At 38.1% G+C, this 23,591-nt stretch carries 13 protein-coding genes; all 13 read left to right on the forward strand.

Annotated elements, in window-relative coordinates:
* Window positions 1-11 precede the first annotated feature (11 nt).
* The 13 genes from ACIQZ6_RS01995 to ACIQZ6_RS02055 all read left to right on the forward strand — a co-directional run bounded on the left by ACIQZ6_RS01995 (window position 12) and on the right by ACIQZ6_RS02055 (window position 23,550).
* Window positions 12-1,265 carry an amidohydrolase/deacetylase family metallohydrolase gene (locus ACIQZ6_RS01995; RefSeq protein ID WP_395807679.1) on the forward strand — a complete coding sequence of 418 codons (1,254 nt, stop codon included), beginning with the start codon at window positions 12-14 and terminating at the stop codon, window positions 1,263-1,265.
* 346 nt (window positions 1,266-1,611) lie between these two features.
* Window positions 1,612-2,937, forward strand: a complete 1,326-nt coding sequence (locus ACIQZ6_RS02000; RefSeq protein WP_395807681.1) for a DUF4861 family protein — start codon at window positions 1,612-1,614, stop codon at window positions 2,935-2,937.
* A 31-nt stretch (window positions 2,938-2,968) separates the two neighbouring features.
* Window positions 2,969-4,723 carry an amidohydrolase family protein gene (locus ACIQZ6_RS02005; protein ID WP_395807683.1) on the forward strand — a complete coding sequence of 585 codons (1,755 nt, stop codon included), beginning with the start codon at window positions 2,969-2,971 and terminating at the stop codon, window positions 4,721-4,723.
* Between the two features lie 67 nt (window positions 4,724-4,790).
* The gene (locus ACIQZ6_RS02010) at window positions 4,791-6,128 is read left to right on the forward strand and encodes a neutral/alkaline non-lysosomal ceramidase N-terminal domain-containing protein (protein WP_395807685.1); all 1,338 of its coding nucleotides are present in this window, start codon (window positions 4,791-4,793) and stop codon (window positions 6,126-6,128) included.
* Window positions 6,129-6,288: 160 nt separating this feature from the next.
* Window positions 6,289-9,510, forward strand: a complete 3,222-nt coding sequence (locus ACIQZ6_RS02015; RefSeq protein ID WP_395807687.1) for a DUF4962 domain-containing protein — start codon at window positions 6,289-6,291, stop codon at window positions 9,508-9,510.
* A gap of 132 nt (window positions 9,511-9,642) precedes the next feature.
* A complete protein-coding gene (gene nagA / locus ACIQZ6_RS02020; RefSeq protein WP_395807688.1) occupies window positions 9,643-10,833 on the forward strand; it encodes an N-acetylglucosamine-6-phosphate deacetylase in 1,191 nt (396 codons plus the stop codon).
* A 27-nt stretch (window positions 10,834-10,860) separates the two neighbouring features.
* On the forward strand, window positions 10,861-11,616 hold the full coding sequence (locus ACIQZ6_RS02025) for a glucosamine-6-phosphate deaminase (RefSeq protein ID WP_395807690.1): 756 nt from the start codon (window positions 10,861-10,863) through the stop codon (window positions 11,614-11,616).
* A gap of 62 nt (window positions 11,617-11,678) precedes the next feature.
* Window positions 11,679-12,998 carry a sugar MFS transporter gene (locus ACIQZ6_RS02030; protein ID WP_395807692.1) on the forward strand — a complete coding sequence of 440 codons (1,320 nt, stop codon included), beginning with the start codon at window positions 11,679-11,681 and terminating at the stop codon, window positions 12,996-12,998.
* Between the two features lie 124 nt (window positions 12,999-13,122).
* Complete coding sequence (locus tag ACIQZ6_RS02035) at window positions 13,123-16,383, forward strand: DUF4962 domain-containing protein (RefSeq protein ID WP_395807693.1); 3,261 nt, start codon at window positions 13,123-13,125, stop codon at window positions 16,381-16,383.
* A 32-nt stretch (window positions 16,384-16,415) separates the two neighbouring features.
* Entirely contained in the window at window positions 16,416-19,568 is a 3,153-nt protein-coding gene (locus ACIQZ6_RS02040) for a hypothetical protein (protein ID WP_395807694.1), read from the forward strand.
* A 142-nt stretch (window positions 19,569-19,710) separates the two neighbouring features.
* The gene (locus ACIQZ6_RS02045) at window positions 19,711-20,526 is read left to right on the forward strand and encodes an SDR family oxidoreductase (RefSeq protein ID WP_395807696.1); all 816 of its coding nucleotides are present in this window, start codon (window positions 19,711-19,713) and stop codon (window positions 20,524-20,526) included.
* Window positions 20,526-21,731, forward strand: coding sequence for a mannonate dehydratase (gene uxuA, locus ACIQZ6_RS02050; protein ID WP_395807698.1), 1,206 nt, complete (start codon window positions 20,526-20,528; stop codon window positions 21,729-21,731). The genes ACIQZ6_RS02045 and uxuA overlap by 1 nt, the downstream gene beginning before the upstream one ends.
* Before the next feature lie 286 nt (window positions 21,732-22,017).
* Complete coding sequence (locus ACIQZ6_RS02055; protein WP_395807700.1) at window positions 22,018-23,550, forward strand: sulfatase; 1,533 nt, start codon at window positions 22,018-22,020, stop codon at window positions 23,548-23,550.
* The last annotated feature ends 41 nt before the right edge of the window (window positions 23,551-23,591 follow it).

The raw sequence follows: 23,591 nt of genomic DNA on the forward strand, positions 1-23,591 counted from the left end.
AGCGTATTTATATGAGCCTCAAAAAATTATTTTTCTTTTCTGTTTTGATATCTTTCTCTGTTGCTGTTCAGGCACAATTTCCTTACCGCTTGTTGATTAAGGGAGGGCACGTAATCGATGCAAAAAATAGCATTGATGAAGTGATGGATATTGCAATTCAGAATAATAAGATTGTTCGTGTAGCAAGGAATATTGATACGTTAATGGCTCAGCAGGTTATTTATGCAAAGGGTATGTACGTTACTCCCGGGCTGATTGATATTCATGCCCATGTTTTTTATGGTTTTGATCCGGATAGTTATTTGAGTGGAGGTACAGTTGCCGTACTTCCTGATCAATCTACGTTCCGCTCCGGAGTTACTACAGTGGTTGATGCCGGAGGTGCCGGTTGGAGATCATTTGGGACATTCAAAAAAAATATCATTGATGTTTCAAAAACCAGAGTATTGTCTTTGCTAAATATTGTTGGAGAGGGAATGAGAGGAATAGAAAATTATGAGCAAAATGTGAGTGATATGGATGCACGAAGAACTGCAGACACTGCCCTTGCTCATAAAAAAGATATCGTGGGGTTTAAAGTTGCCCATTTTACAGGTTCAGAATGGACCCCGGTTCAGCGTGGGGTAGATGCCGGAAAATTTGCCAATATGCCTGTCATGATTGATCTGAACAGTCTGTATTTTTCAATTCAAGAGCTCTTTACAAAATATCTTCGCCCTGGAGATATTTATACCCACACCTTTATTCAATCTTCAAGGGGAGTGGTTGATCCAATTGTAGATTTAAAAACCCGCAAGTTAAAACCATTTGTTCTAGAAGCTCAGAAAAAGGGAATTATATTCGATGTAGGCTTTGGCGGTGGTAGTTTCAATTTTAATCAAGCTTTGCCTGCCTTAAAGGCAGGATTTTATCCAAATACGATGGGCACTGATCTTCATCAGGGCAGTGTAAATGGCGCCATGAAAGACCAAATGAACGTTTTATCTATTTTTCTTTCTATGGGTATGAACATCCCTGAACTCATCAAAGCAAGTACCTGGACACCCGCTCAGGTAATCAAGAGAGAAGAACTTGGCAATCTCTCTGAAGGTTCAGTAGCTGATATTGCGATTATAAGCATGCGTAATGGAAATTTCGGTTTTAGAGATGTTGCAGGAAATAAATATTGGGGCAAACAGAAGTTTGAATGTGAATTGACCATAAGAGATGGCAAGATTGTGTATGATTTAAATGCTATTGCAGGAAATTTAAAGACTCAAAAATAATTGTGAGAATAAAAATACTTATTATTTGAATTTTTGTCTTTTAAATAAGGGTGTTGAAAAATAAATAGTGTGTTTTTTTCTTTTTCGGGTACGTAAACGTAAATTACCAAAGCAATCGTGCAACTGAACAAAAAGCTTGGTCTATATTTTTGCTTTGGAGTAATTAAAGTTTAGCCAAAGAAATGATATAAGAATAAATTTTACTAAATGTTTTTTCTTTTAAATCAGTTTTTAACGCAGCAATCAGGTTTTACGCAATAAGTGAATCGATTAAATTAACTATAAATAAACATTAATTATTGAACTTAAGATGTTGACAATAACTAGAAATCTAGTGGTATTTTCCATGATTTTTTTCGCTGCGCTTATCGCAAACGGACAATCAACTGCTGGTTGGTACACCGAAGGAAAGGATTATGCACCAACTAGACGCATCATGATCACAGTAACTAACCCCCTAAATGTTCCAGTAAAGGGTAGTAGTGTGGTTGTTTCACGTAAAAGCTTGCCTTTTCAGAATATTCCTGAACGCTGGATTGGAATAGTTGATCCGGCACTTCCATCAGATCCTGAGCCAACTGTTGAACAGCTCAAAGCAAATAGTGGATATGTAAGAAGGAAAGAAACTAATGGTCATTATGTTGAGCTTCAGGTTGATGATAAAGATAAGGATGGTATTTGGGATGAACTATTTTTCATGACCGATCTTAAGGCTAAAGAGTCGAGAGACTTTTACATCTATATTGATCATTACGAACGAGGGATGTATGAACATCAAGTTCATGCAGCTATAGCTAACTATGGCCGCCACACCGTGCCTTTATGGGAATCTAAGAACATGGGATGGAAATTATGGTACCCCCATGAAGTAGATCTACATGGAAAAAGATCGCCAATGCTCACCGCTTATTACGAGTATTCTACCAACAAATCTGGGTATTATATGCCATGGGAAATGGGAACTGATATCATGACCGTTGCTAGCACATTCGGAGCTGGTGGCATGTGCCTTTTTGAGAATCCTGCCGATATGGAGAATCCAGCCCGAGCTTATCATTCGCCGTTTAAAAATAAAGGTCCTTTTGATGATACACGTTATACGTATGATGTAGTCTATAACGGGCCTCTAAGAAGTATGATCAAAGTTAATACAACCAACTGGAACTCAGGAAAAGGCTATTACGAACTTGAGCAATATTATACGGCCATTGCTGGTAAAAGTTGGAGTACTGTGGAAACTAAGTTTAATAAGTTTCTGCCCCCCAATGCTGATGTGAAATTTGGTGCCGGTATCAGACAGATTATGAGTGAATATACTTCAGTGAATAAAAAAGGTATTGCCATCTCGATGGGGAAAAATATTGAAGCTCGTATTCCAGATGAAGATATAGGCGATGATGTGTTAACAGTGCCATGGCAGGGAATAGGAATGATCATTCGGGATAAATATATGCCCCAATATCAGGCAATCAAAAATTACGGTGGTAATCATTTATTTAAAATGCCAGTAACTTCTGATCTAAGCTATGAATATATGATTCTAGGAGCATGGAGTTTTGGCGATATTAATAAAAATGAAAAAGAATTTATAAAATACGTTGATGATGAGGCACTTATATATAATAATCCTCCTATTATCACTGTACATAAGTTTGAAACTAAGTTAAAATAGTTATTTAATCTGTAAATTATTACGCTTTAAGATGCAAAAATCAAGACGCGAATTCATAAAAAAGAATTCAATTGCCATTTTAGGAACATCAGTTTTATCGGCTGCTTCCGGTAGTGTACTTGCAAATACGACAGAATTTCTAAGTCCTCAGAATAATGATCTATTGTTTTTTGATGCTTTTGCCAGGATTGGCCCCAGAAAGTACAAACACCCTGCTGAAAAGTGGAAATTGGAAGATCTGACAAAAGAACTTGATCATTGTTCTATTTCTGGAGCTCTAGTAGCTTCCACCTTATCGCTCAGTTATGATGCCATGTATTCCAATCTGGAATTAAGCACCATGCTGAAGCCCTATCCCAATTTATTTGGGATATGGAATGTGCTTCCTCATCATACCAATGAGTGTCTGCCCCCTAAAGAATTAAAAGTTAAAATGGATCAGAATCAGGTTCGTGCTGTAACCATTCACCCGCTTTCAAATGGTTGGGATTGGAGTGCAGAATCAAGCCAGGAGTTGATGAAGCACCTGAATGACCATAAAATTTTCACCATTACAACGGTTTCTGAAATTGGTGGCTGGAAGGAACTTAATGCTTTTCTAAAACAATACAGATCAATTCCACTATTGGTTTCTGGCATCAGCTGGGGAGAACAGCGTTATGCCATCGGATTGTTAAAAGATCATCCTAATTTCCATCTCAGTTTTGACAGGATGCAGATCAATGAAGGCTTGGAATTTCTTTATAAAAAAGGCTATATAAATCAACTTATTTTTGCCACTGACTGTCCTACAATGTCGGCAGGAGCACATCGTACTTATATTGATTATGCCAGTATTCCTGAACAAGCTAAAGCTAAAATAGCGGGTGGTAATTTGATGCGGCTCTTAGGTGGTCAAGGTCCTAAAAAGGTTCATACCAACAGATCTGAAGATATTCTGATGACTGCTGTCCGAAAAGGAAAACCACTGCCTGTACCCGTTATTGATATGCACATGCACATGCTCCATGAAGGTATTAACGGTGCAGGTGGTACAGGTTATCATATGGAAAATGGTGGTCCTAAAGGTATTTTCTCTATGATGGAAAAATTGGGAGCTGTTGGAGGCGGATTCATGAGCTGGAATGGGGTTGTAAGTAATGATTCTGTTCAAGGAAACAAATTGGTGAAAGAAGCATTAGATGTATCCCCGAAAGGATATTGGGGTCTGGTAACCTTTAGCCCAACACATTATACCCAGGAAGAGCTTGCTGTAATGATTCCTGAAGTTTATGCTGATAAACGTATCATTGGAATGAAGCCTTACCACTTCTATGGAATGGAGTATCATAATCCGGCCTATGATATTTGGTGGGAATATGGAAATAAACATGGTCTATATGCCTTGATTCATCCATCAAGGTCTGACCTCTTGGAAGTTGAAAAGCTAGCATCAAAATATCAGAATGTTCGCTGGGTTATTGCACATGCAGGTGGAAGCTACAAAATGGCTGATATGGCAATTGCTGTAATGAAGAAACACAAGAATGTGTTTGCTGAACTTACTTTAACTCCGGTGCCTTTAGGGGTTATTGAGTACATGGTAGATGCATTAGGTGATGACCGCTTATTATACGGTTCTGACCTTCCTATGCGAGATCCACGTCAACAATTAGGCTGGTTGGTATTCTCTAATTTAACATTAGAAAGCAAGAAACGGATCCTTGGTCAAAATGCTTACCAAGTTGTTGAGCCATGCTTAAAAAATATGCCTGAGTATAATATTCCGGTACCCTTTAGAAAATGATTAGTTTATGAATGTTTAGCAGTAAGAAATCTAATCTGAATACACGGAAAACATGAAATTGTATTTAATGAGTTTTATTATTGCCAGTCTTTTGTTTAATGGGCCGGTTTTTTCAAGCTGGCATGCTGGGGTTGCTAAGGTTGATATTACTCCTCAAGAGTCTGTTCCATTGGCTGGCTATGGTGGCAAAACCCGTATGTCTGAAAATGTGTTGCACCCAATCTGGATTAAGGCTCTAGCATTGCGTGATGAAACTAACGAAGTTCATGTTATTGTAACTGCAGATCTTGTAGGGCTGAGTGAAAAAATGGTTAACATCATTGCAGGCAATGCCATCAAAAGATACAAACTAAAAAGAGAAAATCTTATCTTAAATACTTCTCATAATCATTCTTGTCCGGTTACTGAAGATGTTTTATGGTTATATTATGAATTTACTCCTAATGAGGCCGCCGTTAAGGATCGATATACAGCCTTAGTATATTCAAAGTATAATGAAGTAATCGAACAGGCTTTGACTAACATGAAACCAGCAGAATTGCATTTTGAACAAGGGCTGGCGGGTATTGCAGTAAACCGTCGTAGGTCTCGTGGTTCCGAAACCCGTTCTTTTGGTGGGCAAGTTGACCAAGATGTGCCGGTTATTACTGTTAAGTTTGAAGGCCAAATAAAAGCAATTCTTTTCGGTTATTCATGTCATACAACCGCATTAGGCGGACTAACTATCAGTGGCGATTATGCAGGATTTGCACAGTTGGAGCTTGAAAAATCTTTCCCAGGTGCAATTGCACTATTTATTCAGAATTGCGGAGGCGATGCAAATCCATTGCCACGTATTCGAGGAAATGACGAACAGGCATCAACGCTTGCTTTGATGTATGGGAGTATTCTAGCTGAGTCTGTAAAACAAGTTATTGCATTACCTATGAATGTATTGTCGGGGCCAATTCGAGCAGTAATGGGAGAGACAGAGCTTAAGCTTAAGGAAGGATTATCTCTTACAGAACTTCAGGAGAAATTACCGAGTCTTAGTGGTATGGAAAAAAGAGAAATTGAACACCAAATCAGTCAGTATAAATCTTTTGGATCACCTCCAGACAAAGTGAAGTATCCAGTGCAGGTTTGGCGTTTTGGTAAAGAATTTATTTTAATAGCACTTACCGGTGAAACAGTTGTAGACTATTCATTAAAATTTAAAGGTAGGTATGGATGGAATGATACCTGGGTATTTGGTTACAATAATAATCTGCTTAGTTATATTCCTAGTGAAAGAGTATTAAAAGAAGGTGGTTACGAAGGTACAACAGGCATGTTGGAATATGGACATAGGGCACAATATAAAGAAGGAGTAGAAGATCAGATTAGCAAAATAGTACATGAATTGGTTAAGAAATCTGACTATTGATTTTTCTTTGTTTTTGGAGCAATTGAGCGAGATTATAGGCCTGTAATGCAATTAACCTATAGTTAATACACTATATAAAATGTTAATAATCAAATATTTAAATAAGTTATATTAATTGATACTTTAATATTAAGAAAGAATTTTCCAAAATAATATAATTATGAAAAAACAGCTTTTAATTTACGTTTTAACCCTTTGCCTTTTACTTAATTTGGCAAAAGCTCAAAGTCAAGGTAGTCGGATTCCGTATACTCTTTTCAATGATTTTGAAACCGGTGAGCTGTTCGGTTGGGAGACCTACCCCTATGCGCAAGATATAGCTTTTGACGCTTTATATTTTGCGAGTAAGACCCCAACTTACAAGGATAGTAAATATGCCCTAGCTCGTCCGTTTAAAGCTCATGATACCAATGAACTGTATCAGGGTTTTACTAAACGACTAAACATCTATACCCTTGAAGATACCCGTGTAAAAGCTGCAGTTTATTTTCAGAGTGATCGCAATGCTGAATCTTTGGAACTTTCATTAGGAACTTTTGATGGCAAGCGTTATATGCATAAAATCACTAATCCCAAGGCTAATTCTTGGCTAGAATTGGATATTCCTATTTCTAGTTTTATGTTCAAAGGAGAGTCTCTGAAAGCGGGTGAGCATATTCAGGTAATTACATTAAAAGGTTCTTATCCAATTGTAAATTACCTGTTTACCTATACAATATTAATGGATGATTTTAGTATCAATGCTGAACGAGACAGGCAATTCATTGCCCTTAATCCAGTTTCTACAAATCTGAATATGTTTGATATTTCAATTTTAAATAAACACTTCTTTTATGGAGATAATATCAGTTTAAAGGTTGCTCCAGAAGGTAATGTTAATTTAAAACAGGTTAAAGGAACACTTCTTGACAGTAAAGGTAAAGTGATAAAAGAAAATGTATTATTCACTCGAAGTGGAAATGAATGGGTTAATAATGCTATTTATAAATTAACTGAAAAAGATCTACGCGGGCAGTGGGAGATCAGATTAAATGGTATAACAGATCAAAATTCTGAGTTTAATTGGTCTTTTCGCTTTCTAATGCCGGGAAAACAGGTGAATGGACATCCACGATTATATTTTTCAGCTGAAGAGTTGAAGAAGCGTCTAGCCAATGAAAAATCGCCGGTTGCAAAAGGAATACTAGACCACGCGTTAAACGATAAAAAATTCATGAAAGTTGATGTTGATGCAATTGCAGAAGGTAAAGACTATACTGCTGAAGCATTGGTTGGTGGTCCTCATGCCAGAACTTCTGTTGGTGAAAATTCATATGCAGTATGGAATAATCCTAATGCTGCTCTTGGAAATGTGATTGAAGAAGGAAGTTTCCAATATGCATTTACAGGCGATCGTGCTGCAGGTGAACAAGCTAAAAAAGCTCTTTTGAAACTTTGCTCGTTTAAAAAATGGAATGCAGATTGGATGCTTGAACGTAAATTCTGGACCTATTACCCTGTTGGATACACCATTAAACCTGTTGCCTATGGATATGATATGCTTTACGATTTGCTTACAGATTCAGAAAGAGCCTTTGTAAGAAAAGCAATCATGGACAAGGGACTGAAAATGTTTCATCGTGATATGGTTGAGATGAACAGAATGCCTTCTAATCAAACCAATCACATTGCTGTACTTGCAGGTGGTATGGGTTTAGCGGCTACTGCCATCTATGGCGATGATCCAACAAATCCTAACCTGGAACCTTATATATCAGGAATATTGACAAAAACTAAAACCTTTATTGACCGAACTTATTATGAAGACGGAAGTTATGGTGAGCCAAAAAGTGGTTATATGAATATGGCAAGCAGGGATATGGGTGAACTATTGCCAGCTCTTGAGCGAAATTTTGGTGTTGATTATACGACTACTACCAATTTTCAGCATTTCTATAAATACCTCATTCAGGCAAGCTATTCGAATGGATTGATGCAAGACTACGGTGATGGTGGTGGTGCAAAAGGTTCAAAGGTTGATATTGGTGGACAGATTCATTCTTGGTGGTTAGTTAACCGGATCAAAAATCCTATCCTTTATTCCTATGTTAAACCTTTCTGGGAAGCTGGGAAAGGTGGGTATTTAAGTTATTATTGGTATAGAGATGATATTACTCCAATTTCAAGAGAAACATTACCGCCATCTAAATTTTTTGCTGCACAGGGAATGGTGATGCGTTCGGGTTGGGATGACACCTCAACAGTATTAAGCACTCGTGTTGGGCCAAATGCTAATCATTATCACTATGATCAGGGTAGTTTCCAGATCATGAAGAATGGAGAAACTCTTTTAACTGATCCGGCTTATGGTCCGCTAGGTTATTATGCTAACCTTGAATTCTTAAGTTATCATGTACAGGCAAATGCTCATAATGTAATGCTGGTTGACCATGATCCAGAAAGCCAAACACCTGCTCACTACGACAATGGGATAAAAGCACTGCGTGATTGGCCTAAAGTATTGCATTTATTTAATGGCAAAGACGCTGATGGAATTGAAAGTGAACTTAGTACGGTTTACAAAGGTAAACTTGAAAAATACGCTCGCACAATACTTTCAACAAAGTCTGGACCAATATTTTTATTCGATGAGGTTAAAAGTAAAACCCCTGCTGGCCATGTGTACGATTGGATATTTCACGCTCCACCCGGCGAAAACAATGAAACAGCAATTAGTTATTCTAATGGGCGAATGATCATCGATCGTCCAAAAGCAAAACTCACCATGGATGTGGTTAGCCCAGTGATCGCGGCTTCAAAAATTTATGATAAAGGTGTAGGAAAAGTATTCTACGAGTCATTCCTTGATTTAACAAGCAAACCAGCCCTTGAACATGTAAATTTTCTTGCCGTTATTCTGCCTGAATCTAAATCAGAATCGGGCAGCGCCAGATTGGCACCAGTAACCACGCGTTTAGATGCGCCAGGATGGATTGGTGCTAAAATGGTTCATACTTCTGGGTCTGACATTGGTTTCTTTCATATAGGATCAGAAAATGGTACTGCAGCAGGTTTTAAAACAGATGCCAAGAGATTTACAGCATCATATGATAAGTTTGACGTATTAAATAAAATTTATTTTGAAGGAACCTCAATTTCAGGTAATGGTCTTTCATTTACAGCAGATCAAAGTGTAAGAGGAACCATAGCGCTTACTAATTCAGGTATCGATGCCGAAATAAAGTCAGCACGGGGATGTACTATCAAAGTACTTCTTTCAGGAAAACCTTCAATAGTTCAGTCAAATGGCCTAACAATTTCTGACTGGACCTATGATGAACTATCAAAAATGTTGACTTTGAAAATAGCAGGGGGTACGGTCCCCCTAATTATCAAAAAATAGAGTACCTATTAAAATGCCCAGCATTGGAATGTCTTGGGTATTATTTTTGACATTAATTTAAAACATAATTAAAATTTACTAAAATTACGCTTAGGTGTTTTTTTGAAAATAGAATAAAAGACTAGAAATAATATGGAACAAATCCTCAAAATACACAACGGTAAGATTTTAACTCCTTATAGGGCATTCAGTGGTACAGTATTAGTTCAGGGTGGAAAGATTCTTGAAGTTGCTGAGGGTGATATCGAAGTTCAGGATGCAGTAGAGATTGATGCTAAGGGGAACTATATTTCTCCCGGGTTTATTGATATTCACGTTCATGGAGGTGGTGGTCATGATTTCATGGATGGCTCTGAAGATGCATTTTTAAAGATCGCTGAAACCCATGCCATGTATGGAACAACGGCACTGATGCCAACTACCTTGACCAGTGAGCTTGATGAACTATATAATACGCTTGAAATTTATAAACAAGCAGACAAAAACAATAAAAAAGGTGCTCAGTTTTTAGGAATGCACCTTGAAGGGCCATATTTTGCATTAAGCCAGCGTGGTGCTCAGGATCCTAGATATATCCGGAATCCTGATCCAAAAGAATATATGGATATTCTTTCACGCTCTTCAGATATCAAACGATGGAGTGCAGCTCCAGAATTAAAAGGTGCAATCGAATTTGGCAACCATTTACGCTCAAAAGGTATTCTTGTGGCCATGGCTCATACCGATGCAATCTATGAAGAAGCATTACTAGCATTTGAGGCGGGCTATACCTTGGCCACCCATTTTTATTCCGCTATGTCAGGGGTTTCACGCAGAGCATGTTTCAGATATGCCGGAGTGATTGAAACTGCCTATTTGCTTGATGAGATGGATGTAGAAATCATCGCAGATGGAGTGCATCTTCCAGCTCCCTTATTAAAACTGATCTACAAAATTAAAGGCCCCGATCGTATTGCGCTAATCACCGATGCTATTCGTGCGGCCGGGATGCCTCCTGGAGATAGCATCATTGGTAGTAAACAAAATGGATTAAAAGTGATTATTGAAGATGGGGTAGCTAAACTTCCTGATCGTTCTTCTTTTGCTGGAAGCGTTGCTACTACCGATCGTTTGATAAGAACAATGATTAATATGGCTGATGTTCCATTGCTCGAAGCGGTTAAAATGGCTTCTCAGACACCCGCTAATATTTTAGGTCTGGGTGCATCTAAAGGATCCTTGATTTCTGGAAAAGATGCTGATATTGTTATTTTCGATAGCAACATCAATGTCAGTACAACCATTGTTCAAGGAAGAGTTATTTATAATAAAGAAAATTCATAAAAATACAGAAATTACATATTTGCAGTCATGAGAGAGATTAATAAGGAAAAATTAAACGTAAAAATATATAGTGGACGACCAGAATTAGGTGCTGCCGCGGCCGAAATACTTACTGAAAAAATTTCTGAATTATTAAAAACAAATGAATACATCAATATCATTTTTGCTTCTGCTCCTTCACAAAACGAGTTTTTAGCAGAATTGCTTCATAAAAATATTGAATGGAACAGAATCAATGCCTTTCATATGGATGAATATGTAGGCTTGCATCCAGATGCTTCACAGGGTTTCGGGAATTTCTTGAAGGATAGATTATTTAGTAAGGTTAACTGCCGTGAAGTTCATTATTTGAATGGTAATGCGGCCAATATTCAGGATGAATGCAAGCGTTATTCTGACCTGCTGATCAAATATCCTACTGATATTGTATGCCTTGGAATAGGAGAGAATACTCATCTGGCATTTAATGACCCGCATGTGGCTGATTTTAATGATCCATTGATCGTTAAGGTTGTTGACCTTGATCAAGACTGTCGTTCTCAGCAGGTAAATGATGGATGCTTCGCAACTATTGATGATGTGCCTACACATGCGCTCACGATCACGATGCCAGCATTGTTTAAATCAACTTTTGCCTATGCAATTGTGCCTGGTAAATTTAAGGCAAATGCTATTTTTCATACCCTAAGTAGTGATATCAGTGAATTGTATCCTTCAACAATTCTTAGACGACATAATCATGCAGTGCTTTTTATAGATGAAGATAGCGCATCGAAATTGTAAATAAACCCTAAATAAACCCTTAATTCAAGATCCAATAACCCGATTACATAATAAAGTTTAACATGAGCAAAAACACTTCAGTAACAGCTGGTTCTTTAAGTCAGAGAGACACCATAACCGGCATGATAATCATTGCATTTATGTTTTTTATGTTTGGATTTACTTCCTGGATAAATGCAATTCTGATTCCCTATTTTAAGATATCCTTTGAACTTTCGCATGTTCAGTCTTATCTGGTAACCTTTGCATTTTATATTTCATATTTTATTTTCTCAGTCCCGGCTTCTTTTCTGTTAAAAAAAATCGGATTTAAGAAAGGAATGATGATTGGCTTCTGGGTTATGTCATGCGGAGCCTTTTTGTTTGTGCCTGCAGCTATTACAATGACCTATGAGCTATTTTTACTTGGCTTGTTTTCAATAGGCGCTGGACTCGCATTGCTTCAATCTGCAGCTAACCCATACATCACCATTTTAGGACCTAAAGAGCGTGCAGCCCAGCGATTCAGTATTATGGGCATTTGTAATAAGGGTGCTGGAATTCTGGCTCCACTATTATTTGCTGCAGTTATTTTCAAAGCAACTGATAGTGCAATGCTAGACAATATCTCTTCGATGTCGCAGGCAGAGAAAGATGTTGTATTTCATGAACTTATTCAACGAGTAATAATTCCATATGCTTGCGTCGGAACCTTCCTTTTTCTAATTGGATTATTCATCCGTTTTTCACCTCTTCCTGAAATTGATACCGAACATGAAAGTGAAGAACTGGCACAGGCTAACTCATCAAAAACAAGTATTACACAGTTTCCCCATTTGATATTAGGCGCATTTGCAATTTTCTTGCATGTTGGAACTCAGGTTATTTCTATTGACACTGTAATTAGTTATGCAGGTACAATGAACCTCAACTTAATTGAAGCCAAGGTGTTTCCATCCTACACCCTTACCGCACAAATCTGCGCCTATTTTATCGGAATCTTTTTTATACCTAAATTTTTCAGTCAGTTAACAGCCCTTCGGGCAAGTACAATTTTGGGTATTGTTTTAACATTTCTTATTATTTATGCTAAAGGCCAGGTTACTTTCTTAGGGCATACAACCGATATTTCATTATGGTTCGTCGTGATGCTTGGTTTGGCTAACTCATTAGTTTGGGCTGGTATCTGGCCGCTTGCATTAGATGGCTTAGGCAGATTTACCAAAATTGGAGCTTCATTAATGGTTATGGGATTAGTCGGTAATGCCATATTGCCAATGGTTTATGGATATTTTGTCGATATTTTCAATGCCAGAGAGGCCTATTGGGTATTATTTCCATGTTATGTATACCTGGTATTTTATGCTTTCAGAGGTTATCGCTTAAGAAGCTGGAAGTCATAATTTATCAGGAATAAAATATTTCACCATAAACTATGATTAGTAATGGTAAGGTACCCGTAATAAATTAAAATTAGCCTTTCGGCATGGATAAAATAATTGCTGGAGCTTAAAAAGAAATAAAAGGATGAAGAACTGGACAATTTTTGGGGTGTTGGTATGTTTTATTTTTAACAATTATGCAAATGCTCAGAATTCAGGTAGTAGGGTTCCCTATAGTTTGAAAAACGACTTCGAAACTGGTGAGCTTTTCGGCTGGGAAGCATATCCATATGCTCAGGATATAGCTTTTGATGCTCTTTACTTTGCCAGTAAAACCCCAACCTATAAAAATAGTAAATACGCGCTGGCAAGGCCATTGAAATCTCATGATACTAATGAACTTTATCAGGGATTTACCAGGCGCCTTAATCTTTTTACTACTGCTGATACACGTGTTAAGGCAGCGATCTATTTTCAAAGCGACCGAAATGCGGAGTCGCTGGAATTATCACTTGGAACTTTCGACGGTCGCCGCTTCCTTCATAAGATCACTAAACCTCAGGCAAATACCTGGATCGAAATTGATCTTCCTTTATCTTCCTTCAGCCATAAAGGTCAACCTCTTCATGCTGATGAACACATACAAGTGATCACTGTTGAGGGAACCTATCAGATAAAAAACTATTTGTATACCTATACCATTTTAATGGATGATTTCCAGATCAATGGTGAACGTGATACCCGTTTTGTTCCTTTAGTTCCTGAAGCTACTGTTTTCGAAATGTTCAATGTCTCTGTTTTGAATAAGCATTACTTTTTCGGTGATGTGATCAGCCTGAAAACTTCAACTGAGGGTAATCTGAATCTTAAACAAGTTAAAGCCAGCCTGATTGATAGTCGCGGGAAAATGGTAAAAGATAATATTGCTTTTACGCACAGCGGAAATGATTGGCAAAATGAATCAATATATAAATTTTCAGAGAAGGATGAACGTGGTCAATGGGAGATCAGACTAAAAGGAATCGATGATCAGGGTGCAACCATCAGTCAGTCTTTCCGTTTTTTAATGCCCGGAAATAAAGTGAATGCTCATCCCCGTTTATATTTCAGTAATGAGGAACTCAAAAATCGACTTGCTAATGAAAAGTCGCCGGTGGCCAAACGTATTCTTGATCATGCACTTGAAGAGACTTCTTATATGAAGGTTAACGTAGATGCCATCAAAGAGGGAATAGATCGTACGGCAGAAAATCTTGTTGGCGGACCTTATTCAATGAATTCAGTAGGTTTTAGCAATTATGCTCTTTGGAATAATCCTAACAGTACCTTAGGTACTGTGATAGAGGAAGGTAGTTTTCGATATGCTTTTACTGGGGATAAAATGGCCGGTGAACAGGCAAAAAAAGCTCTTTTAAAGTTATGCTCCTTCAAAAAGTGGAATGCAAACTGGATGCTGGAACGCAAATTCTGGACTTACTATCCGGTAGGGTATACCATTAAGCCGGTTGCTTATGGCTATGACATGTTGTATGATCTGCTTTCAGATTCAGAACGGTCTTTTGTTCGAAATGCTATCATGGAAAAAGGTCTGAAGATGTTTCACAGAGATATGGTGGAAATGAATCGTATGCCATCAAACCAGACCAATCATATTGCAGTTATTGTTGGTGGTATGGGAATGGCTGCAACGGCAATTTATGGTGATGATCCTGCTAATCCTACTCTTGAGCCTTACCTTTCAGGCATTCTTACCAAATCCAAAGAATTCATCGATCGTACTTATTATGAGGATGGCAGCTACGCTGAACCAAAAAGTGGTTATATGGATATGGCAACCAGAGATATTGTTGAGATACTTGCCACATTTGAACGTAATTTCGGTGTAGATTTTTCAACTACTACCAATGTTCGGCATTTTTATAAATATCCCATCCAGGCAATGCATTCCAGTGGTCTCATTCAAAGTTATGGAGATGGAGGAAGAAGCTATTCAGGCTTTGATCAGATTCATTCCTGGTGGTTTGTCAACCGTACGAAAAATCCCTATCTGTATAATTTTGTAAAACCCTACTGGGAATCAGGTAAAGGAGGATATCTAGGGTATTTATGGTTCAGAGATGATATAATACCTCTGAAAAGAGAATCCCTGGTACCCTCGAAAGTTTTCTCTGCCCAGGGTATGGTTATGAGAAATGGATGGGATGATGCCTCCACTATCATTACTACTCGGGTTGGTCCTAATAATAATCATGCTCACTATGATCAGGGAAGCTTCCAGATCATGGCCAATGGCGAAGAATTACTAACAGATCCTGGAATAGGCGCTTTAGGCTATTATGCAAACCTTGAATTTTTAAGCTACGATGTTCAGGCTATTGCCCATAATACCATGCTGATTGATCATGATCCTGAAAGTCAGGCTCCTGCTCATTATGATAATGGAATTGCAGCCCTTAAAACCTGGCCAACTATGACTCATACCTTTGCGGGAAAGATCGCTGATGCTTTGGAAAGTGATCTTAGCTCGGTTTACAAAGATAAGCTGGAGAAATATTCACGAACGCTCCTATATACAAAGAGTGGTCCCGTATTTTTATTTGATCAGGTAAAGAGTAAATCCGGGGGGCATGTCTATAATTGGTTATTTCATGCTCCGCAAAATGAAGGGAATAAGCGTTCTATAGCTTATAAAGATAATCGTGTTACCATTGATAGGCCCAATGCAAGGCTAACAATGGATATCATATCTTCTGGAATATCAGAGCGGTCTAATGATAACCTTGCTTTATTTTCATATGCTGCTGATCTTGGATCAGCAAGTATACGAGATAGAACAGATAAAAAATTTGCAGAAAGTTTTCTAACGCTGGTTAGCAAACCTGATCTGAATGAAGCCAACTTCTTCGCTGTTTTACTGCCTGAGGCAAAACCTGCCTCCGGGAATTATTCTCCGAGACCGGTAACTACTAAAATTGAAGCTGATGGATGGATCGGGGCCAGAATTGATCATGGAAATGAGTCAACTTATGGGTTTTTTAGAAATGGTGCCGTAGCAAATGGAATTGTAAATGATTTTAAAACTGACGCAAAGCGGTTTACAGCATCTTTTGACCGATCAGGATCTTTAACTAAAGTTTATTTTGAGGGAGGATCATTTATTGGCCATGGACTTTCAGTTGCATCAACAAATTCAATTACTGTAGCTATTGCAATTTCAACGATAGAAACATCGCTGGAACTTCAATCGGAAGAGGCAGGAAAATTGTCTTTATCAATTATAAAAAAGCCGGTTTCTGTTCTTTCGAATGGCCAGGTTCTGCGTGAATGGACATATAATGATCAGATAAAAATGCTTAGTTTGAAAGTCCAAAAGGGCATAACTGAACTGAATATAAAACTGAAATAATATATAAAACTAAATTGTTTAATATAATTCTGATGAAAAATATAATATACCTTTTAACTGCTGCAGCAATTTTATCTGCTTCAAATGTATCTGCTCAGATTGCTGCGCCGGTTTCATCAAACCCTAATGTTACACTCGAACCCTCAACCTACACCGAAAATTTTGAGGACCGGGAGCTTGGAGCATGGGCATCCTATCCTCATTGGCAGGATATTGCTTATAATCAGGAGTTCAGGCCCAATGAAATGGTACCCGGCGATCCGAATATTTCGGTTGTTCAAAAAGTTACTGCCTATACCAATGTAGATGCCTATGCCGGAGCACAAAAACTTTTGGACATGTACCTTGTTCCTGGAGCAAAGTTGAATTTTAGATTTTACTTGAAGTCAAATTCGTCATCAGAGTCTTATAAAGTACTATTTGCCGCAGGAGATTTAGGTAAAATTGAATATACTATCAATAAGCCTGAAAGAAACAAATGGGTTAACGCAACGGTCAGTTTTGAAGATCTATTAAAAGCAAATCCAAAAATTTCAGGTATGGATAAGGTGCGTATTTATGCCCTTGCATTTATTGCGAAATTCCCCATGGCAGACCCGTCAATGCCGATATATTTTGGAATCGATGATATCGCATTCTCTGCTGCACGTGAAACGGCTTTCCGTTTTAATGCACCAGAGATGCATAAACTGCCTGAATACGCACAGTATATACCAAAAAAACACTATTTGGAAGGTGATAATTTTGTTCTAAACGGCTCTTGGCCTTTGGATGCAAAAAACGTAAGTGTGGAGATCCTATCTTTTGCTGATCAAAAGAAGTCATTCTTTAAGGCTGATCTTGTTAAAAATGGTTCAGACTGGAGTTTGAAACCATTGAAGATTAATTTTCCAGTTGGGCTTTATTTGGCTAGGTTAAAGGCAGTTAATGGTACTTCTACCATCGCTACTACTGAATTTACAATTCATGTAGCCCCAGCAAATATGGCTGGCAAGCATCCTCGTTTACTATTTGATGCAGATAAAAAGAAATTACTTGATGCCAAGTTTAAGCAGCCTGAATTTGCTAAGGTTTATGATGATATTCTTAAAAATGCCAAAGAACAGCGAATAAAGATTCCTGTAAATACATTAATTTTTGACCTTGATCAATTTCCAAAAGAAGATTGGTTACCTACTTGGAATGCTTGGGGTAATAAAATATACAATACAGGCGAAGCGTTAAGATTAAATGCAAGAGCCTACGCTTTTCATGGCGATCGTGAAGCAGGCATTTATGTAAAAGAGGTTTTACTTAAACTTTCTACCTGGCCAAATTGGACACATCCTTGGCAAACCAATCGAGGTCGTTACAGTGAGCATCGTACAGGTAGCTGGGCACATCGTGTGGCCGAAGCCTATGACCTTACCTTCGATTTAATGAATGCCGAAGAAAGTAAGCAGGTTCGTAAGGCTATCATGGCCAATATTGTGGATGGTGCGCACCGAACTTATGTTTTTAATGATGATATAACAGCTGCAACATCAAACTGGCTTGCAATGATTTTGGGAGGTTCCCTTATGAATATGGCCGCGGTATATGCTGATGGGACTGATACTGAAAATCTGGAGCCTTATTTTACTGGTGCAATGATCAAGTATTATAAATTTATTAATCGTGTTGTTGACCAAAAAGATGGCGCATGGGGCGAGGGTTATGGATATAACAGTTATTCCTTCTCAAATATGGCATACAGTTTACCATCAATAGATAATGTATTCAAGGTTGATTTAACTGCCCCACTTGTAGGTAGTTACAATGAATTTATCTGGGCTGGTTTAATTAAAGATAAACTTTGGTTTGAATATGGCGATTCTGCAGGTCCAATGGGTCCGGCAACATTTTGGAGTTTCCTTATGGAAAAAAGAAGAGAACCAAGATTGAGCTGGTTTTATAATTTCATGAAGAAGGAAGAAAATTATGAAGATGTAATTTTCAATACCAAAGGGATCCCAGAGGATAGTCCATTTGATGAAAACCCAGTTAAAATATTCCGTGAAGTTGGTACTATGGTATTTAAAAGTGGTTGGGAGAAAGATGATTTTTCATTTGTAATGCGCTCCGGAGCATTTTACAATCACCAACATATTGATCAGGGCAGTTTCTGGCTAGCTGATAAAGGTGTGATCTTCATTGAAGAACGCCATTTAAAAAACTCAACCTATTATGATGATCCCATTTATCAGTCGAAATTAATTCAGCCTGTTGGGCATTCAACAATTTTGATTAATGATAATGAGCAAAGCCAGCGCACTGGTGATCATCTATACCATGCACCTGGTTTTAATGATCAAGCGTACATTGCTAATTTCCTAGATGCAAATGATGCTGCATTCTCAGCTGGTAATATAGGTGAATTGTATTTTGATCAAGTAAAAGATCTCAGCAGAAATGTTCTTTTTATTAAACCAAGAACGCTTTTAATGCTGGATACAGCGGTTCCGTCGGCTCAGGATGCAAAAGTTACTTTATTGTATCAAACCGCAGAGTTGGAGCATATAAATGCGGGTAAGGATGTTTCAAATATCACCAAAAAAGGGGTAACGCTCAATATTATGCACCTCGCTCCAAAAGCTGTTGAAACCAAAGCTGTTGAAACTCCTCATTATTTGTTTACACTTCAGCGTGAACGTCATTTGAAAAAAGAAGGAATGCTCACTATCTCTGCAAGCACAAAGAACAAACAGCCCCTAGTTATTGCTAACCTCTTAACTACTGATGGAAGTGATGGAGTTTCTGAGGTAGTAACAGAAGAAGGTGAAGGATATGTTAGTGGAGTAACATCAGGCAAAAAATTTGCATTTAGTACCCAGCCCGGTAAGTTTTATCAAACAGCTGGAAGACAGACTGATGCCGCTGCCATAACATGGACCGATGATCGGGATTTTGTTGCATTGGCAACAAGCTTTGCCAATCAAAGTGCTTCAAGATCATTGAATTCAACAGAAATTCTAACGTTTGAATGGTCGGCCAATGGAATAAAATACGCAGTTAGTAAAACGGCTAAATTGAGTATATCTTCTTCATCAAAACCAAAATCTGTACTTTTGAATGGCAAGGCAATTAGTAATTTTACCTATGATAACACTAAGAAGCAAGTTTCAATACAGATTCCGGCAGGAGAGGGTGTGATTAAGGTTAAATAATTCAGTTATCAGTTATCTGTTGACAGTTATCAGTTAGCGGTTATCAGTTAACGGTTATCAGATTGGGTACGTTTGCCAGACAACAGACAACAGACAACAGACAACAGACAACAGACAACAGACAACAGACAACAGAACTAAAATGGAAGAATTCTCATTAAATAATAAAGTAATAGTCGTAACAGGAGGCACGGGCATTCTGGGTAATTCATTTATCAATGGAATTGTCAAATCTGGTGGTGCAGTGGGTATTTTGGGAAGAAATAAAGATGTTGCCAACGAACGTGCAGATGCAATAAATAAGAATGGTGGTCGTGCCGTTGCTCTTATTGCAGATGCAATGAATGAAGCACAGCTAATCGATGCAAAGAACAAAGTTCTGGATACTTTTGGACGAATTGATGGTTTGGTGAACGGTGCAGGGGGTAATCAGCCTGAAGGAGTTTTAATGCCCGACCAGGATCTTTTTAAAATGAACCTCGAGGGTATGAAGAAAGTTATGGATTTGAATACCTGGGGCACTTTGATTCCATCTCAAATATTTGGTGAAGCTATTGTTCAAACCGCAGAAAGAGGAAGCATTGTAAATATCTCATCCATGAATTCAAAACGTGCTATTACGCGTGTTTTGGGCTATAATATGGGAAAGGCAGCAGTTGATTGCTATAATCAATGGTTTGCAGTAGAGCTTGCCAACAGATACGGCGACCGTATTCGAATGAATGCACTAGCACCGGGTTTTTTCTTGACAGAACAGAACAGAAATTTATTGACTAAACCTGATGGTACATTTACAGAACGTGGTGAGAAGGTGATTAGAAATACCCCATTCAAGCGATTCGGTCATCCGGATGAATTACAGGGTGCACTGGTATGGCTATTAAGTGATGCCTCTAAGTTCGTAACCGGTTCAATGATTTGTGTAGATGGTGGATTTTCAATTTTTGCTGGAGTTTAATGAATACAACGAATAATATAACTGGTGCCTATGGAATGCAGCAAACTATGCGCTGGTATGGCCCGAATGATCCAGTAAGCCTATCTGATATACTTCAGGCCGGTTGTTCAGGAATAGTTACGGCATTACATCATATTCCTAATGGTGAAGTATGGCCGGTTCTGGAAATAGAAAAGAGAAGGTTGGATGTTGCAGATGCAGGAATGATCTGGAGTGTGGTAGAAAGCGTTCCGGTTCATGAAAACATCAAAACTCAACAAGGAGACTTTCAAAAGTATATTGAAAACTACAAGCAAAGTATCAGGAATTTAGCCTCATGTGGTATAAACATTATCACGTATAATTTTATGCCCGTTCTAGACTGGACGCGTACAGATTTAGCCTTTAGTGTTGAAGATGGTTCAAAGGCACTTCGCTTTGAAAAGGCAGCCTTCATGGCCTTTGATCTGTATATATTGAAGCGTCCAGGAGCTGAAAAAGATTACTCAATTGAAGAGATTACCCGTGCAAAAAATCGATTCAATGAAATGTCTGATAATGAAAAACAATTACTTACCCGTAATGTCATTGCAGGATTACCCGGAAGCGAAGAGAGTTTTACAATTGCTCAATTTCAACAAGCCTTAGATACATATCAGGGCATTGATGCTGCTCAGCTAAGAAAAAACCTAATTTTCTTCCTAAAAGAAATTATACCTGTGGCACATGAATGTGGTGTTAAGATGGTTATTCACCCCGACGATCCGCCTTATGCTATTCTGGGGCTTCCTAGAGTGGTAAGCACAGCGGCAGATTTTTCTGCACTAATAGAAGCTGTTCCTTCACTATCTAATGGTCTATGCTTTTGCACCGGTTCTTTTGGTGTTCGTGCTGATAATGATCTTCCTGCTATGGTTGAGCAATTCGCCGATCGGATTAATTTCATACATCTTAGAAGTACGCGCAGGAATGAATCAGGTGATTTTTACGAAGACAATCATTTGGATGGTGATGTAGATATGTATGCGGTTGTTAAGCAGCTGGTTAAGATCTCACAATCTAGAAATATCTCAATCCCAATGCGGCCAGATCATGGTCACCAGATGCTTGATGATTTGAAGAAGAAAACCAATCCTGGTTATTCAGCTATAGGCCGCCTTCGCGGATTGGCAGAGTTGCGAGGACTGGAATATGGGATTGTTAATAGTTTGAAAAATAGTTTTTAAACAGGTATAATTCAAAAAGAAATGATTTGGTCCTTGCGTAAAAACCAAGGACTTTTTTTATTGCATGCTATTTGCTACTATCTAATTGTAAAAAAATCATAATTCTGGTATATTAGAAAGAAATATTAGCTCAATTATTTAATCTTATTCATAAAATTTTAAGAGGTTACAATTCGAGGTAAATAATAAACTCGTTTTTTAGATCAATCATTCATTAACCATCAACATGAAAACAAATTTTACAAACAATTATCGTTTTTCTTTGAAAACAATCTTTTGTCTTTCAATGGCATTAATTTTATTCATGAACAATGGGTTTGGTCGGAACAATCCAGGGAAGTTGAAGGCTAAAAAACCAAATATCATCTTCATCGCAATTGACGATCTCAATGATTGGATCAATCCAATAGAGCTAGGAGGATTACCAGGACTGAAAACCCCCAATTTTGATAGGTTAAAGAAGATGTCGATGTCATTTACTAATGCGCATATTCCTTCTCCTGCATGTGCACCTTCGCGAGTAGCGATTATGACTGGAGTAAGTCCAGGAAGATCAGGTATAACAGGATGGAAGAACCCAGATTGGCGCGCTGTTCCGGCATTAAGTAGCCTGCTTACGATGGAGCAATTTTTTAAAGACAAAGGATATCAAACATTGGCTGGTGGTAAAATCTATCATACACTATCTCCTCCCAGAGCCGTAATCAATCAATCAGAAGCCAAAGGCTGGGATTATTATTATCCAAGTCTGAATGTGCCTATTCCATTTCAGGTAAGAGCTCCTGAGTCAATTATTTCGCCCAAAAATTTTAAAGGAGTTCAGCCCGAATATTTTACCTGGGGTCCGATTAACCTTGGAGACGAATACATGGCTGACTATCATATCGCAGAATGGGCAAAGCATGAACTCTCTCAAAAAAGAGATAAACCCTTATTCTTGGCAGTTGGATTAACCAAGCCGCATGATCCATGGGAAGTGCCACAAAAATACTTCGACATGTATCCGCTTGAGTCTGTTCCTAATTTAGAAATTAAGGAAGATGACCTTGAAGATGCTTTTATTCATGGCAGAAGGCCTTTGCATCGGTTTATTGCTGATAATGACCAAGTTAAGAAAGTTGTGCAGGCCTATATGGCAACTATCTCATTTACCGATGCGATGCTCGGTAAATTACTTGATGATTTAGAAACAACAGGCTATTTAAATAATTCAATTTTGATGGTTTGGTCTGATCATGGTATGCACATGGGCGAAAAAGAAAATTGGGAAAAGTTCACGCTTTGGGAACGTTCAACCAGAGCTCCAATGTTTATCATGGCACCGGGGGTAACTAAGCCTGGTTCAACGACCAATGTCCCGGTTTCTATGATGGATATGTTCCCTACTTTAGCAGAATTGACGGGTGAAAAGATTCCTGAGTATTGTGATGGAGAAAGCCTTGTTCCAATGCTTAAGAATAAGAGCTTTGTTCATGAGCCTGCTTTTACAGCTTATTTTATGAATGAAGAAGGGGGTACAAACTCAGGTGATGGATATACCATCCGAACAAACAGATACCGATACATTTATTATCCATTCATAAATCTGGAAGAGCTATACGACCATGATATTGATAAAAATGAATGGAATAATATTGCTTATAAGCCAGCAAGTAAGAATATCATTAAAGAACACAGAAAATTGCTTTCAGATCAGGTACCTAATTTGAACTGGAAAAATGAAGATCCAAAAGGTTATATCCTGACTAAGGATGGAAACGTAAGAAAGAAGGATTATATCAAAATAGCTGATTTGAAAAACATGAAATGGGGACTTTAATAAAATTACCTCTGTGCGTTTAGAATACGACTACTACAAAT

It is taken from the genome of Daejeonella sp. (genome assembly GCF_044348475.1).
GTDB lineage: Bacteria > Bacteroidota > Bacteroidia > Sphingobacteriales > Sphingobacteriaceae > Daejeonella.